The organism is Dysgonomonas sp. 37-18 (assembly GCF_001899125.1).
Lineage (GTDB): Bacteria > Bacteroidota > Bacteroidia > Bacteroidales > Dysgonomonadaceae > Dysgonomonas.
In genome coordinates this window covers 119,244-137,299 of the sequence record NZ_MKVC01000017.1, presented here as the reverse complement: position 1 = coordinate 137,299, position 18,056 = coordinate 119,244, and the positions used below count along the sequence as shown (strand labels likewise).

At 35.5% G+C, this 18,056-nt stretch carries 10 protein-coding genes; 3 read left to right on the top strand and 7 right to left on the bottom strand.

Going from position 1 to position 18,056, the window contains the following annotated elements; all coding sequences use genetic code 11:
- Positions 1-7: 7 nt before the first annotated feature.
- The 3 genes from BGO84_RS06850 to BGO84_RS06840 form a co-directional block, all read right to left on the bottom strand.
- Complete coding sequence (locus tag BGO84_RS06850; protein WP_291028597.1) at positions 8-1,948, bottom strand: glycoside hydrolase family 97 protein; 1,941 nt, start codon at positions 1,946-1,948, stop codon at positions 8-10.
- A gap of 30 nt (positions 1,949-1,978) precedes the next feature.
- Positions 1,979-4,426, bottom strand: a complete 2,448-nt coding sequence (locus BGO84_RS06845) for a TIM-barrel domain-containing protein (RefSeq protein WP_291028596.1) — start codon at positions 4,424-4,426, stop codon at positions 1,979-1,981.
- Between the two features lie 136 nt (positions 4,427-4,562).
- Positions 4,563-8,438: a hybrid sensor histidine kinase/response regulator transcription factor gene (locus tag BGO84_RS06840; RefSeq protein WP_291028595.1), complete on the bottom strand. Its 3,876-nt coding sequence runs from the start codon at positions 8,436-8,438 to the stop codon at positions 4,563-4,565.
- 344 nt (positions 8,439-8,782) lie between these two features.
- Between BGO84_RS06840 and BGO84_RS06835 the strand changes: the two genes are divergently transcribed.
- Complete coding sequence (locus BGO84_RS06835) at positions 8,783-9,850, top strand: histidine kinase (protein ID WP_291028594.1); 1,068 nt, start codon at positions 8,783-8,785, stop codon at positions 9,848-9,850.
- On the top strand, positions 9,831-10,571 hold the full coding sequence (locus tag BGO84_RS06830; protein WP_291028593.1) for a LytTR family DNA-binding domain-containing protein: 741 nt from the start codon (positions 9,831-9,833) through the stop codon (positions 10,569-10,571). The genes BGO84_RS06835 and BGO84_RS06830 overlap by 20 nt, the downstream gene beginning before the upstream one ends.
- A gap of 6 nt (positions 10,572-10,577) precedes the next feature.
- Here the strand turns inward: BGO84_RS06830 and BGO84_RS06825 are convergent, their stop codons facing one another.
- Positions 10,578-11,474 carry a phosphatase PAP2 family protein gene (locus tag BGO84_RS06825; protein ID WP_291028592.1) on the bottom strand — a complete coding sequence of 299 codons (897 nt, stop codon included), beginning with the start codon at positions 11,472-11,474 and terminating at the stop codon, positions 10,578-10,580.
- A gap of 227 nt (positions 11,475-11,701) precedes the next feature.
- Between BGO84_RS06825 and BGO84_RS06820 the strand changes: the two genes are divergently transcribed.
- Positions 11,702-12,289 carry a phosphoglycerate mutase family protein gene (locus BGO84_RS06820; RefSeq protein WP_291028608.1) on the top strand — a complete coding sequence of 196 codons (588 nt, stop codon included), beginning with the start codon at positions 11,702-11,704 and terminating at the stop codon, positions 12,287-12,289.
- 144 nt (positions 12,290-12,433) lie between these two features.
- Here BGO84_RS06820 and BGO84_RS06815 read toward each other — a convergent pair whose 3' ends face one another.
- The 3 genes from BGO84_RS06815 to BGO84_RS06805 form a co-directional block, all read right to left on the bottom strand.
- Entirely contained in the window at positions 12,434-14,866 is a 2,433-nt protein-coding gene (locus BGO84_RS06815) for an alpha-L-arabinofuranosidase C-terminal domain-containing protein (RefSeq protein WP_291028591.1), read from the bottom strand.
- Between the two features lie 40 nt (positions 14,867-14,906).
- Complete coding sequence (locus tag BGO84_RS06810) at positions 14,907-15,863, bottom strand: glycoside hydrolase family 43 protein (RefSeq protein ID WP_291028590.1); 957 nt, start codon at positions 15,861-15,863, stop codon at positions 14,907-14,909.
- 127 nt (positions 15,864-15,990) lie between these two features.
- Complete coding sequence (locus BGO84_RS06805; protein ID WP_291028589.1) at positions 15,991-17,961, bottom strand: alpha/beta hydrolase-fold protein; 1,971 nt, start codon at positions 17,959-17,961, stop codon at positions 15,991-15,993.
- Positions 17,962-18,056 lie beyond the last annotated feature (95 nt).

The following is an 18,056-nucleotide window of genomic DNA, read 5'->3' as shown; positions in this document are numbered from 1 at the left end:
ATTTATTTTAATAAGTTAATACAAATCCTCCCTGAGACAAAATAGATATTTCTACATCTCCATTCTGTTTCACTTCTATTTCCTTCAAATAGGTTTCTCTATTTTTATCATCATTATACATTTTGATCTTCTTACCGGCATACATAGGCAAGTTTAATTTTAACTTCTGAGTTTCCTTCAAGGCATTTACTCCGGCAACATACCATTGGTCATTATTACGGCGGGCAATCACAGCATATTTCCCCGGATATCCGTCAATATATAATGTCTGATCCCAAGTTGTGGGTATTTTTTTCATAAAATCAAGAATGAAGCCTTGTGTATCTGTAAGGTTATTAGGTGTAAGAGCAAACATTTGAACAGCATTCTGATATAAAATACCTGTTGCCAGCTGAAAAGCATCGGTCGTCAATCGCTTTTGTCCTTGCTTGTTCCCTTTATTCAGGAATTTATTCAAGAATACACCACCAAACTCCATAGATCCTACCGTATTGCGAATAAACGGATGCAGCGTCGAAAAGAATGCCTCATTTTCTCGTATACCTTCCGAAAACACAAGCATTTCAGACGCCAATACAGCCTCGCTACCCACATAGTTCGGATACATGCGTTCCCAACCACGAGGAAGAGTACATCCATGGAAAATAATCATCAGCCCATAATCGTTAGCATCTGAAAGAATATCTTCGTACAAGCGCATCGTCTCTTGCTTATCACCACCGAAAAAGTCAACTTTCAATCCCTTAACACCAATCTTCTTTAGCCATTTCATTTCTTCTTTGCGTGAAATAGATGTGTTCATTTTATTTCTTGGACCTTGAGGAGCATCATTAAAGCCTCCATTAGAATTATACCACAAGAACACATCTACATTTTTTGATTTCGCATATTTTATCAACTCTTCAATTTTTGTATAGCCGATATTTACATCCCATAATGCATCAATCAAAATATATTCGTATCCCATTTCGGAAGCTAAATCAATATATTTTACCTGATCATCCCAATTCATACTATTATCTTGCCATACAATCCAACTCCAAGTTGCCCGACCATATTTATATGATTGGCTTGCTTGATATAAAGGGTCAACAACATCGAATGGAATAGTAGTTTCTACAATAGGTTTGAGAGTTTCTCCTACAGTTATCGTACGCCAAGGCGTAATACCGGGCAAACCAACTTGAGCACCTGTGCTGCCAAATCCGTTATTTTGCCTTTTATCCGGAAATGCTACTGTGTATAAGCCTTCTTGCGTACCATCACTTAAATGCGATGCACAATACAAACTGTTGACTCCTGTTTCTGAAACAAGAACCCAGCCGGCATCATTTATACGAAATAGACCGGGAAAAACATATCCTTGATTTTCGTAGGTTGGTTTTCCTACTTGTTCATCGTTGGTATAACCACTTTCGTAACTCGGTGAAGTACGAGCAAAGGCTTGCATCGGACTCATCATATATGACAAAAAGGTTGTAGTCGATTGAGGAAATTTAAAACCGGTAGCTTCCTTTTCTATAACACAAGCCTTTCTCTCACCCCATTCCGGAAGTTCGTAACGGAAAGCAATGTTATTGTTACTAACCTGAAACAGGATAGATATTTGATTCCCTTTTGGATTCTGAAATGAGCAAATCAAAGAATTTGCATTATAATGGATCTCTGATTGCTTTATCTTATCTTGTGTATATTTTTTATCTACTGCTCCCTCTTTTTTTGAAATATATTCGAGTCCTCTACTAAAATCACCTTCATTTGTGATAATACCTAATGGAGACTTTTCGAGCATAGTCTTATTTTTATACTCAACGGCATACATAGGAATACCATTATCAAGGAAAATTTTTACCGATAATAGTCCATCAGGGCTAGTCACTGTTGCTTTCTGACTATATGCCTGAAACATAAAAAAGGCTATAAAAACTAAACAAACAATTCTTTTCATTTTTTCTTTTATTCTATATTTAAGTATATATCAAAATTTTATTTCTAACTTATTACCATCGTATTCAACTGTCTTTTGGGTAGCATCCTGAAGAATTATTGTCAATTTTCGACTAAGTAACATCCCTTTATAAGATCCTTTTCTATCTCCGATAATTAAGGTTCGGGAAGCATTATTCCATGTAATAGGAATCTCGGTATATTCTCCCTTTTCATAATTATAATTGTCAAATTCATCTTCGTAAAGAACAAATGACCCGTTAGCACCTGTATATACACGTAGTTGCAAGTGATCCCATTGTTTCTCTGTGGCATATTGCACTTTTGGTCCAAATGGAATAATACTTCCGGCTTTAATAAATAATGGAGTATTATCGATAGATGTTTCCAGCTCTATTCTTTGTCCGCCTTTATATTGTTGATTAGTCCAGAAATCATACCAAGTAGTTCCGGCCGGGAGATATACCTTAGTACGCTTCTTCGCTGCAAAATCAACAACCATATTGCCATCCGCATCTTTTGCCTGATCTCTATTCCATCCTTCTTCTTCATTTACCTTTACAATCTTTTCGGGCGTGTATTGTGCTTTCACGATAGGAGCTACAAGTATTGACTTGCCAAACATAAACTCGTCATTCAGGTCTAACGCTTTAGGATCATTCGGAAAGTCCATCACTAAAGCTCGCATAAAGCTAGACTGCTTATTGGTTACTTCCCATGAGGTAGAGTAAATATATGGTAAAAGGGCATAGCGCAGATTAATCGTTTTTTCAATGGCATCATAAATAGGCTCTCCTTTTGTTCCAAAATGATAAATCTCCCTTGGTGTATCTGTTCCGTGGGAACGCATCATCGGATTGAAAGCTCCAAATTGTAACCAGCGAACATACAATTCCTGAAACATTGGATTACGAGTAGCACTGCCGTCATTCCACGTTTTATTATAAGCACCGGCAAAGAAACCTCCGATATCGCTATTCCAATGCGGCAAACCACAAATAGAAAAGTTAAGACCAGCCGGAACCTGATTACGTAAAGATTCCCAAGATGAACTAACATCTCCTGACCAAACGTTAGCTCCATATCGTTGCTGACCGGCAAAACCAGAACGGGTAAGTATGAATACTCGCTTATTAGAAGAGGTAGCTCGCTGATGGTCATAAACACCGCCTACTGTCATCAAAGGAAATACATTACGCACTTTTCGAAACGAACCGAGATAAGTTTTGGTATCCATATCTTCGGGTTTCCAATCTAAGTGGTCGGGTTCGGTAGAATCCATCCACCAGCCATCTATTCCATATTTAAAAAGACCGCTATTTAAATATTTCCAATAGATATCTCGCGCTTTAGGACTATACGCATCATATACACGCACACCTGATGGATAATCCATATTTGGAGGCCAAGTATCCATACCGGACTGAGGCCATGTTGTAAAATTGAATAGTAATCCGTTTTTGTCGAGTTCTCTGTAAGGCTTTGTTGCAGGACCGAATGAGGACCAAATAGAAATAATCATATGAGCATTCATCGAATGAATATCATCAACCATTTTTTGAGGATCGTTAAATAGTGGGTTTTGGAAGTCCATCGCATTCCACAGATAATTATGTCCCCAGTATTGCCAATCTTGAATAATTCCATCAAGAGGAACTCCCAAGTCTCTATATTTTTTTACAACACCAACTGTTTCATCCTGACTTTTGTATCGTTCTTTACTTTGCCAAAAACCGTATGTCCATAACGGAAACATAGGTACTTGCCCTGTAAGTTCGCGCATTTGAGCAATTACTCCATCCGAATTTCCGCCATACATAAAGTAATAATTAACACAATCTCCTACCTCAGAGGAGAAAGAAGTCTCTTCTTGATCATCCTTAAATGTAGTTGGAGAATAATTGTCCCAAAATACACCATAGCCTTTATTTGATTGGAAAAATGTTACAACATTCTCTACATTTCCCTGAATTAAATATTTGGTTAAATTTCGTTGCTTCATTTTTCCATTTTGCAGCTGTCCTAAACCATAAATCGATTCATCCTTTTCAAGAGCAAATTTTTGAGAGACCGAAAACGTTTTCTCTCCGGCATCATCAAAATCCGTAAATACAGGCTTGCCTTTTTCTTTTAGCAAAAGTTTATTCTGCGTATTGTAAAAAAACATTTGTCCCGATATTAAATCCAGAGTAACATGCATTGATGGAGTCTTTAATATAAGAATATCTCCCTTTTGCCTTTTTTCTATATTTACAGCACGATTATTATCGATAACCGAAAGGCTTTCCTTTTTGTATTGATGATTTTGTGAAGATTTTAAAATTCTTACACAAGATTGGGTGTAAAAGCGAAGCTCTATATCTATATCACCTATGGTAGTTCGAATACCGGATTGTGTATCCTGATAATTTTGAGCTATTGACTGTGACGTATAGCCACATGTAAAAAATAGAAGTAAAAAAATGAGACTGGGTTTCATTGTATATTAGATTTCATTAACAAATATGATTTAACAAAACTAATATCTGAACTCCCTTTTTCATGTTTGATTTTAGATAAAAAACCTTACATTTTAGACAAATCAGCTTGTTTATTTCTAATTATATGTAGTGTTATTATATTTCTGTCGGAGATTTTCCAAAATATTTTTTGAATGCTGTGCTAAAATAATTATTACTCGAAAAGCCACAGATATCACTTACTTCCGAAATAGTATATTGGTGTGTTTTCAATAATTCCAAGCCATGATTAAATCTTATTGATCTGATGAAATCGATAGGCGATTGTCCTGTAAGTGCCTTCAGTTTCTGATATAGAAGAGAAGAGCTGATGTGCATTTCTGAAGCAAACTCTTCTTTCCCAAATTGAGTGTTTGACATATTTTCATGAACTATACTCAATGCTTTTTTTATAAATTTATCATTCAACTCATTTATGAAAATATCTTGCTCTGCATCAGATTGACTAATTAGCTTTAGAGCTTTATCCCGGACTATAATTCTATTTTTTAAGATTGTACTGATTCGATAATTAAGAATACGGATATCAAAAGGCTTTGTTATATAATCATCGGCTCCAAGGTGCAGACCTTCAATCAGATTCTCTTTTTCGGCTAAAGATGTTAAAAGTATAACAGGTATATGTGATGTTTCGAATGTCGATTTTACTAATTTACACAATTCCAACCCATTGATTTCAGGCATTAAAATATCAGAAAGAATCAAATCAAAAGATTTGGATTGAATAATAGCCCACGCTTCACCCCCATTACTTGCGGTTGTAACATTGTATTGATCTCTAAAAGAACAAGCTAAAAAATTCTGAAGATCTATATTGTCCTCTACAAGCAATATAGACATTTGTTTATCTTGAATATTTTTCTGATCTATATCTTTATAAAGCGAAATGTCATCGTTGAATTCTGTATTATTTTTTATTTCAGACAAAGCTGGTTTAGGCATTGCTTCCTCAACGTGTTTATAAGGAACAACTATTTTAAAGCTAGAACCTTCATTTTCTTTACTTTCGAAAAGAACATTGCCTTCATGCATGAGTATATAACTTTTTACAAGTAATAGCCCAATACCCGAGCCAACTATTTTGGAATTTATATTATTATCTCCTCTATAAAATTCTCTAAATAATTTACCTTTTGCATTTTCGGATATTCCTAGTCCGTAATCTTTAACCTCTAAAATCCATTGTTTAGGCTCACATGTTAAAATTATATCGACTTGGGTATCATCGTGCGAATACTTTATTGCATTGGAAATAAGATTATCTACTACTTTTTCTATTTTCATATCATCCAATGCAGTATTATATGAATTTTGATTTGAAGAGAAGTTTAATTTTATATTTCTCTTTCTTGACATTTCTTCAAACATCAAACATCGCTGAGATATTAATGCTACAATATCTGTCATCATCAAAAAAACCTGTCCTTTTCCAATATCTACTTTTTGGAAATCCAGCAATTGTGTGGCAACAGAGAGCAAACGTTTCGATTGACTTTGTGCTAAAGACAGGTAATATTTGGATTTTTCGGACATCATTTGATCTTTCTCGAGTTCTTCAATCGGAGAATTTATCAATGTTACCGAAGTTCGGATATCATGTGCGATATTTGTAAAGAATCGTATCTTATCTCTGGCATGCTTTTGTTTTAACCTATTGGAATATGACCTTAGAAGGTAAGCTATAATTCCTATTATAATTATAAGAAGAATAAGGCGAAACCACCATGTTTGCCAAAATGGAGGTGTTACATTTATAAACAACGAACGTTCGTCAAGCTGATTGCCAGAACTATCGAACATTCGTATTTTCAAATTGTAATTTCCTTTCTGGAGATTTGTATATGTTAGAATGGATAAATCACTGGGATTACTCCAGTCTGAATCAAAGTCTTCTAATTTCCATGAGAATTTATATCCACTTAAAGAGCTGCTTAATGGTAATAATTCGATCGTAAAATTATTTTGGTCATACCTCAATGTTAACTCAGCTCTTTTATTGATTGGTATATCACTCAATAAATCCTTATTTTGTCGTATAGATTTTCCTGATATAATTATATCCTGAATAAATATCTTCCCTTTAGCTTCATTATTATATAATAAATCAGGATTAAAAATAACCGCTCCTTTATTTGTACCCCAGATCAAGTTTCCATTTTTCTGTCTGTATTTCGAATTTGTATTAAATGATACTGTTTTTAATGATAATGATGATGGGTACTCATATACCGATTTATCTTTTATGCTGAATCTACATAAACCACTTTCGGTACCAAGCCATAGAGCATCATTATCTAACATAATACTATTTACGTAGTTCGATGTCAATCCTGATTCGAGAGTATATTTTTTTGAGTTTCTTGTTTTATAGTTGAAGTAAACCAATCCATTTCCTGAAGTCCCCAGCCAGATATCATCCCCATTAATAAGAATATCCTGTACAAGACAATCATTTAAGAGCAATTCTTTATTACCTGTATTTTTATTCATAGATATTAATCCATAATCACAAGCCAAAAGAAGTTTATCGGACAACAACTCTGCAAAAGCATACATGGATTGACGATCAAAAATACGAAAACGCTTTTGTTTCTCTTTATAACAAATAATATTGCCGGTGCCCCCAATCCAAATATTACCTTGAGAATCTTTAAATATGTCGGCTATAAATTTACCGGAAAAGCCATTTTCTTCTTTCTCTTGAAAATAATGATTCAGTTCTCTTCCTGTATCGCCATCAAGAACATATACTCCGGACGAATAACTTCCTGCCCAAATATTTCCATCATTATCTTCACATAAGGCTAAAAAGACTTTAGCCTGTTCTTGTTTATTATCGTAAAATGCATCCCATTTATTTGATTTTGGATTCCATCTATTTACGCCATTATTCGTAGCAAACCATATATTTCCTTTTTTATCTTCAATTACCTTATTTACATGATTATTTATTAGCGAGTTTGGGTTATTAATTTGATGGGTAATTTGGTTTACAGGGAAAATTTTTTGTTCAAAGAATGATAGACCTCCGGTATAAGTTGCCACCCAGATACGTTCATTATCATCACAGAATATATCATACACACCATCTCCATGAAGCGAGAAAAAGTCGTTAACATCTTCTTTATAGATATTCAATACTTTATCTCCATTTTCGCTCAACTCCCATAATCCTTGACCATCAATACCAATAAGAAGTGATGAGGTTGTATTTTTTTTTATCGACAATATAGGTTGTCTGGGTAATTTATTTGTTTCTTTATTCAACAATTGACGATTACTAATATCATAAGACCAAAGCCCATTCGAAATTGTCCCTATCCAAAGTTGATTTGTTTGCGCATCGTATAAAAATGAGGAAACTTCCAATTCGTTATCTCGACTATACTTATATATATATTCCAGTTTATCTGTATCCGTATGAAAAATAGCCATTCCTTCAGGAGTAGCCAAGAACAAGCTATTTGAAGTATACTTGCTTATGAAAACAATCTCTAGATCGTGTACTTTTAATTTCAATTGATGATTCTCATACTTGTACAAACCATTAGAGGTGCCAATCCAAATACTTTTATTTTTATCTACTACAGCTCTTTTTGTAGCAATATATTCGTTATTCAATAATCGCTTCAAGTCGACCAATAAATCAAACCGATCATATAGAGGATCGTATTTAAAGATCTGACTATTATTTGTGTAAGCTATTAATATAGAGTTCGAATAATCGAGCCTTGTAAAGTAAATATCGGTAGATTTATGAGGTAATTGATATTTTCTGCAATTATTAGAAGATATCCTTAATATGCCCGTTTTGGAGGCACCCCAAATAAATCCATTATCGTCTTTAGTTATAGAATATACTTCACGAATGGATGTACCGTAAACATCATTTATATTATAAAATCGGATATCGGCAGCAAGTGTACTAATTGTAAATATAAAAAAAAGAAGCAAAAGTAAAATATTCTTCATGATATATGATGTCCATTCATTAAAGCTATAATAGGCATAGTACTTTCTTTGCCTTGTATATAATTTCTGGGATAGAAAGAGTTAAAGATATCAGCTTTAAGATTATAACAAAAGTCTAAAACAGATAACAAATATAATTGAATAAAGCCATAAAAAAAAGAAATATAAAGAATAGAACTCTACTGATTACACATAAAAAACACTGAGATAATAAATCTTTATATTTGATAGAATGATAGAGAGAATATCAGATGTAATTAATACGATAGCATTTATTGACGAATAGTCTAATTCCTGTGATTTGTGGACATTTACTGTTGAGTATTATCTATTAACTTTGTCAAATGAAAAAGTATCAATTAAAAAGCTTCAACAGTGTATTCTTCCTGCTATGGATTATTATTGCAGGCATCATATGGGCTGTAGATGATTCTAATTATCCATTTTTATTTCAAAAAATATTATCGGCGATTGCTCTTTTGGGAACTTTAATTGTTACTACACACCTTTTGTGCAATCGTATATTATCAGGAGCAATCCTAAAAAACAGAATGCCTCTAATAGTCTGCTGGATTTTCCTAATGGCTATTAGTCAATCCATTCTGTTGTCGTTATTTTTAGAGGGATTCTACTTATTGGAATCACATGGAATATTGCCATTATCTGAAAATTCAGAAAATAAAGAGCTCTTTTTAGCAGAAGTATTTGGTTTTTTACCATTGACTATTCTGGTTAATCTTGGTTTTGGTGGGCTAAAGTTTTATTTTGAGCAAGCTAAGCTCTATGAGCAACATCTTATATTACAAAAAGAACATCTGGAAACTCAACTTCAATCCTTGCAAGCTCAGATCAATCCGCACTTTATGTTTAATGTACTGAATCACATACACATCCTGATACAAAAAGATTCAGATTTGGCTTCTTCGTTGCTGATAAAATATTCAGACATTCTTCGCTATCAACTCTATGGCTCTGATAAAGAAAGTGTGAATATAGAAGATGAAATCCGGTTTATGAAAGGCTACATAGAAGTTGAGAGGTATCGTTGGGAAAACACCTTGGATTTTAACGCCAACTGGCAATTAGAAAACCCTAAGATGCAAGTACCATCTCTATTGCTCATTCCTTTTATAGAAAATGCTTTTAAACATGTTTCGCGGTCAAAGTCACACAAAGGATATATAAGCATCAATCTGAACCAAAACAATAAAGAATTAACTTTTGAGGTTGAGAATTCAAAATCATCTATAAAACGAACAACAGCTTCCAATTCGGGAATAGGGCTAGATAATGTCAAAAAACGTCTCAACATTTTGTACCCCAATAAACATAGTCTCATAATCAGTGAAACTGAAAATATTTATCATTCAAAACTTATAATAAATCTCAGCAATGATGGTGAATCTAAATAATATGCGACTGAGATGCTTGATTATTGACGATGAACCGGGCGCAATAGAAGGAATCAAATTCTATATTGGTAAATTAGATTTTCTAGAGATTGTAGATACCTGCTTCTCTGCTATCGATGCAGCTACCATACTCAAAGAAAAGGAAATTGACCTGATGTTCCTTGACATTAACATGCCGGATCTCACAGGGCTTGAATTTCTCGAATCGTTGGAAACTGCACCTTTAACTATTCTTACAACAGCATACTCTGAATATGCTTTGGAAGGTTATCGTCTCAATGTCATCGACTATTTGTTGAAACCTATTGCTTTTCAACGCTTTTTTCAAGCTGCACAAAAAGCGAAAAACACTTATACTTCGCAGTTACTCTTCAAACAAAATTTAGAAAATGATGACAATGATATTTATATTAAGCAAGGTGATTCATTTATACGTATTGTATGGACAGATATACGGTATATAGAGTCGATGCAAAATTATGTAAAAATTCACCTATCGGATAAAATTCATATCGTACATCAAACAATGGCTGCTACTGAGGAGATGCTACCTAGAGAATCATTCTTCAGAATCCACAAGTCTTTTCTTGTAAATATATCACATATCGACAGTATAAAAGGAGGTAGAATTTATGTAAAAGACAAAGAACTGCCTCTCTCAAAATACCGTCGCGGTGATTTATTTAAAGTAGTTATCAATAAAAAACTCTTTGGTAAGTAACCTTTATCAGAAGGTATAAGATACTCCTATGCTATACTGTTTTTGGGAAATAATAGGAACAATAGCCAGGTTCTTATTAACATCTTCAATTCCAAACATTTTCTTAATATGAGGTAGCAACAGATAAGCTGCTTCTGCACTCAAAATACCAATCCCTGCTCCTGCCACTACATCGCTCACCCAATGTTTATTATTCATCACGCGCAAAACTCCTGTTGCAGTAGCAACGGCATAACCACTAACAGCCAGCCACCAATTAGAATCCTTATACTCTTTGAATAGAATATGTGCATTAACAAATGCGGTGGCTGTATGTCCTGAGGGGAAAGATTGCCTGTTTGAACCGCTTGGACGCATCACTTTAGTGGTATGCTTCAATGTCTGTACCGTCGCACACATCAAGAGATTCGATGTTGCCATTAGAATCGTACGATCCCTGAGGTTGTGTTTTGCTTTTATCCCCATCAAATCAAAGACATATACACCTACTGCTGGAGCAAACTGAATATAATCATCTGCCGGAATACGCTTGGTTACATGCTTTATTGCAGATAATTGAGCTTCTTTATCTAATTTCTGCAAAGGCTTGACATATTGAGCAGCAATACCATAAGAGATCAACAACGATGGAGCGATCATATTCACATAAGGAATCTTTATTTTAGGCTGGTTATTAATCTCAAATTTCAAATCGGCTAGTTTCAAATCTATATTATCTTCTTCTAACAATACGGGAGTAAGTATTGGCTGTAAAAATACAGAATCAGCCTTCCCCTCCATATCAATTTGCCTGTTAAGTAGATGTTTATGCAATATCAATGTATCATTTTTTATTTCGGTCTGCCCCTTAAGAATTAAATAGAAGAAAATCAAAAGAATAGAAATAGAAACTCTTTTAGTCATATCAATACTTTAATAGTTTACAGACACAAATTTCTTGAGCTTTAAGGGGCTTTTCAAAAAGGATTGACAAGTGGACATTAGCTATTGACCTATGGACTAAATAATATATCAAGTAGATGTTTGAATATTAGAGGAGGAGAAGGTAAAAATAAGAGAAAAGGGTCGTTATACCCCATTTTAATATTTTGAATATCTTTGTTTTCGAAATACGTAATAGAAATCGAATGATGGATAAAATTTTAGCATTGTCTACACAAAATCAGCAAAAAGCTTGGGATATTATTAAGGATACTAACGTAATAAATATATGGAAATCTATAGGAGCAACAATCAATCTGATTGGGTCTTTAAAATTGGGACTTATGATGAAGCACTTCGATATCGATTTTCATATATACACATCTCCATTCTCGTTAACTGATAGTTTTACAGCTATGGCTCAACTAGCTGAGCATCCTTCTATAAAACGAATAGAATATAGTAACCTTTTAAAGGAAGAGGATGCTTGCCTCGAATGGCATGCATGGTATGAAGACAGGGATGGAAAAATGTGGCACATTGATATGATTCATATCGTCAAAGATTCTCGCTTTGATGGATATTTTGAAAAAGTTACCGATCGTATTGCTAGTGTCTTGACCGAAGAAATAAAAAATACTATTCTACGTTTGAAGTACGAAACGCCTGACGGTCAAAAAATAATGGGAATTGAGTATTATCAGGCTGTAATTGAAGGAGGTGTGAGAACATATCAAGACTTTATCCAATGGCGTAAGGAAAATCCGGTGACAGGTATAGTAGAATGGAAACCCTAATTTTAGACATTAAACAGTCTCATTTAAGCCCATAAAAGAATATTAGTAAAAGAATAAGCATAGAGGAAAATAAGCATAAGAAAAATGAAGGCATCTCAATGTGAGATGCCTTTGCTTTTATAAAGATTTTTATTTTCTCTATTTTTATTTTTTAGTTGTCAGGCGTAATACTGTCAACGAATTACCAGGGAATAAACGTGTAAGCTTTTTTCCAGAAAATTTGAAATTTTCACTCTTAGGCGAAACTTTTGTGGGTTCGTCCAATGTGTTTTCATCAAACGGACTAGCAGACGTCAATACTATAGCCTCCCCATTTCCTGTAAGCAAATCAGTACCCTTCAAGTCAATCTCAGTTTTTACATTTTTACCCGTAACATTCACGATTTTCAAAATAATATCGCCTGTTTTATCATCACGTGAAGCACTTGAGCAAAGACCTTTTACTTTCAGACTTTCATCAGCAGAAACTTCCTGTATAAGTTTACCGTCCAGATATGCTTTTACCGAAGTGCCACGAAGCTCTATTTTCACTTCATACCAACGACCGGGTTCTACATTATAAGGCATACTTTCCGTTATCAAACCGACCTCTAACATGTTCACAGAGTTCGTAAAACCACCTAAATCCCACCGGGTACGCTCTCCTCTATTCTTATTGTGGAAATAAATTTGAAATCCATTTTCGCCCTCTATTTTACGAGCTTTCACTTTTATAGTGTAATCCGTCCAGAGGGTATCTCCCATATAAATAGTGCTATTAGGAGAAATTGCAGATTGTTTCAATACACCATTGGTTGCAGACCATTCACTACTAGGTGTATGTTTCCATGTTTCATCTATTTTATTAAAATCTGGTTTGAATAGTACTTTACCATTCGGTGCTGTTACCTCCAAATCTTTGAACTCTGCCGAATTCAACCAAGTTCCCAATCCAATGCAACCGCTCGAACGAGGCATCTCAACATTCGGTGCATAGTCTATATTAACGGGCAAATTTACTGTCCCTTGATTGGTTGCGAACATATGCTGAACATAATAGCTTGGAATACCGAACCAACGATTATTATCAAAATTGATCAGGTTTACAGGCCATGCTTTATGCTTGGCATGACAAAAAAGTGGCGCATAAGCTGCCATAACCACGATATCAGAATTGCGTTCCATACCCGTCATCCAAGCTGCTTCACCGATAGCTCCACGTAGATTTCCATTCCCTGTACCACTTGTGACAGCATACTCTCCCACAAATATTTTAGAGCCATTGCGATCATAACTGTCATATTTATTTGAATTCCAAATAAACCAATCAGGATTGCTATAATAATGCTCATCCACTATTTGTGGTTTTGGATTTTTGGGATGTCCCCCAGCCCATTCGTTAGCGATTAAAACAATATCAGGGTATTTATCATGAATAGCCTTCACAAAGAGTTCCCAGCGTTCAGCATAAGGAGCCATTCCATTTTCATTACCTATCTCTAAATATTTCAAGTTGAATGGTTCAGGATGTCCGTTTTTGGCACGAATACTCCCCCATACAGAAGTCACAGGACCATTTGCATATTCAATCGCATCCAGAGCATCTTGTATCCATTGTCCCATCTGATCCATTGGAACCACCTCGCGGTGCGAAATACCGGCATTAATGCAAAATAAAGGTTCGGCTCCAAGATCTTCGGATAATTGTAAATATTCATGATAACCCAAGCTGTGTGTAGCATTATATCCCCAAATATTCCACAATGGTGTACGGGTATCTATATTACCAATAGTCTTTTTCCAGTTGTTCATATGGGCTAAATCTTCTCCTTCTACCCAACAGCCTCCTGGGAAACGAAGAAAGGTAGGTTTTAAAGCATTGATTGATTCAGCCAGGTCGATACGTAATCCACTGTTCTTCCACGTTTTCTCAGGAATCAATGAAACCATATCCAGAAATAATTTGCCATTTCCACTACCTGAAATTTCAAGCCGGGCATTAGAGTCTCCTGCCGATGCTGTAAGTACGAGAGGATAATATTTCCATTCTGAAGTGATACTGTTTATTTCACCCGAAGCAAGAACATTTCCGTCTGCACTCACAATCTTTACTTGCAATGGGGTTTTTAGTCCGCCAACAGCGCAGGCAGCCAATTTGAACAAATATCGTTCTCCACTAACTACATGTATTCCCCAATAACCGTTATTCTCCAATTTGAAGGAGCCATCAAAATCGATAAGAAGTGACTTACGATTGTAAGGGTTTAACGGTGGCACGGGTGGACTCGAATGAACATTGGCCTTAATAATATTAGCTGTTGATTTTTTTTCAGCCCCAATAAACTTCCAGTATTGTAATGTATCGGCATCTTCAAACGAACGGTTGCGAATCAGTTCTGCATACAACCCTCCATCAGCCGACAAGTTTATATCTTCGAAAAATATACCAAACAAAGTAGGCGAAATTGTATGTCCCGGTGTTCCGACATCAACAGTTATTTTAGCCGTCGAAGATTTCTGAGCATAAAGTTGCAAAAACGAAACAGATAAAGTCAGGCTCAAAAAGAGACAAGCTTTTCTAATTATTTTTGTTGTCATAATTCTAAATTATTATAATTTCAGTTCTTGATATACTTTATCAAACGGGCTTTACACCTTCTTTTGTTTGTACAACTTTCTGAATCGTCCCATCCGGATTAAAATATAAATAATCTACACAAATAGAACGGCGATAGCTTCCTCCGGTAGGAAGAGCCCCGTTGTGATAAAAGAAATAAGTATTGCCTTTAAAATCAAGAATTCCGGGATGAGTTGTAAAACTATTGGGTACATTATCTTGTATTATTCCTTTATATTCCCATGGTCCTTCAGGACTATTCGACATACAGTATTCGATCATCTCGGGTTTTGTACCTGCTCCTGCATAGATTAAATAGTACATTCCATTTCTCTTGTAAAGCCACGGACCTTCAATATATCCTTCCGGCTTGAAAGCTGTGATCTCACTATCAAGTTCAATCATATTTTCTTTCAGTTTAGCCCATTTGCAACTACCGTTTCCCCAATAGAGATAAGCTTGTCCATCATCATCTATAAATACGGCCGGATCAATATCATCCCATCCATGTTTCATATCTGTAGTCATTTCATTCACGACGAGGGCTTTTCCTATCGCATCCTTGAATGGTCCTATAGGACTATCAGAAACAGCGACACCTATTGCTGCGCCGCCTTTAGAATTTTCGTCACTTTTATGAAAAGTTGAGACATACCAATAGAATTTGCCATTACGTTCAACACAATGTGCAGCATAGGCATCGCCTGTAGCCCACGAAAATGTTGAAGGTGAAAGACAAGATCCATGATCTTTCCAATTTACCATATCGGTAGACGAAAAAACATACCAGTCGGGCATTTTATAATTTGTATCTTCTTCAGTTGCACCATCGTGTCCGGCATAAAGATATACTGTGCCATCGTGTACCAAAGGTGCAGGGTCGGCTGTAAACATGTGAGTGATAATTGGGTTTTGAGCATTAGTAGCTATCGCCAATGGCAAAACACCCAAGAAAAAAATCAAAGCTTTCTTTTTCATTAGATTATATTTTGTTGTTCTTTTAACAATTGTTTTTCACGTATATGATACTTGTCCAATTATATTCATTTCTTACAATTCAATCTTTAGACTGTTATTATTTCCGTATAACAATCTAATTATATCGTTACTTAAATAGCAACTCAGCAAATTGATTCAATGATCTTCTCCATGTCAACCATTCGTGGGATGTTCCCGGCGATTCGTAATAAACATGTTTAATTCCTGCTTTCTCGAATTCTTTATGAAAGTTATTTACGGTTTGATACATATTTGTCGGCTCGGCAGTTCCAATACTTAAATATATCAATTTCACTTTTTTGTTGAATGCATCAACGTCAGACCAAACATTATTATACATTTTAGAAAAATCAGCGCCTTGTTCTATTATTCCGCCTCCACTAAATCCGCCTACATAAGCAAATTTATCCAAATTTGTCATAGCAATCTGGAATGACTGAAACCCTCCCATCGATAAGCCTGCCATAGCTCGATGATCACGATCCGGAATAGTACGAAATTCTTTATCTACCAAAGGGATAATCTCGTTAATAAAAACTTTTTCCAATGCACTGTTCTGAAACAATCCTCTAAGCCCCTGAGGCGAATTAGCTGAAGATGCCGACGGATCTACAGCATAGCCGTTATCCATAACTACGATCATCGGCTTAGCTTTACCTTCTGCTATCAGATTATCCATAATTGCATCCATCTTACCTTGGTTAGGCCATCCTGTTTCGTCTTCACCTCCACCATGCTGTAAATAAAGTACGGGATATCTTTGCGAAGTATTAGTATCATATCCTGCCGGCGTATATACAAATGCTCTACGCCATGCTTTGGTAACATCTGAGAAGTAACGAATCTGCCTTATTTGTCCGTGAGGTACATTCTTTAGGTTATAGTAATCCACCCCTTTCTCGGGTATTTCAATCCCACTTGCCATACGCCCCATACCATAAAAAGTACGACTTGCAGGATCACAAACAGCAACACCGTCAATAAGGATAGAGTAATAATGAAATCCTTCAACAATAGGTTCGGTAGTAATTGCCCATGAACCTTCTTCTTCTCTAACCATGTCATATTTCTTTCCTAAATCCACTTGCACTCTTTTAGCATCAGGTGCTTTTAGGCGAAATAACACTCTGTTTCCAGATAATATCTGAGGATATTGAGCCCCGGGAACATTTGTTGATGCAGGGATACCGACCTCTGCTTCTTCAGGAATATAGCTGTATTGTTCGATAAGATCAGCAGTCACAGGTTTAAACAGCAATTGGGAGAACATATACAAGTTTTGCTTCCAAATATTGAAATCGTGATATCCATTCGGTATAACCTGATAAACATGAGGAACTTGATTTTTAGCTAAATAATCATGGGTACGCTTACTGAAGTTAAGTAATCCGTCTTTGTCTCCACAAGAGATCCAAAGGAGCTTTAATTTTTTCTTTGCATCATCCGGATTTGGGACTAACACTTCTGGAGCTTTAGTGTTTGGCGCAGAAGAAAAACCTCCTACCCATGCAAATGTATCAAGATTCCCGAGGCCAAAATTCAAAGATTGTCCGCCACCCATCGATAAGCCGGCAAGCGCGCGATTTTCCTGATTTTTCAACACAGGATAAGTTTTCTGGATAAAAGGAATAAGGTCATTTAACAAATCTTTCTCGAAAGTAGCAAATGCCTCTACTTTTGGTGCCTCCATTATATTTCCAATAGCACGATCATCTTTCATAGCACGTCCGTTGGGCAATACGACAATCATGGGTACTATTTTCTTATCAGCATACAAATTATCAAGAATTACTTGAGGCTGTCCATGGCTAAGCCACTCTTTTTCATCGCCTCCAATACCGTGCAACAAATACAATACAGGATATTGTTTATTTTTAGAGTATCCGGGAGGAGTATAAACAAGAGCTTTTCTATTAGTATCTACGGTCTTAGAATAATAAGTTACCGTATCTATTTGTCCATGAGATATCCCAGTGCGGGGTACATCGTATCCATTCGGCGCACTTTTATAATTTTGACTGATAGCCCCGACTGTCAGTCCCCAAATAAATAAATGCAAAAAGAAAAATTTTTTCATACTATATGATTTAGATTAAGTACATCAACTTATGCATAGAATAACACTACGGTTAGGATTTATTTAACCTTAGAAACTATTTTAGCCCTTGTACA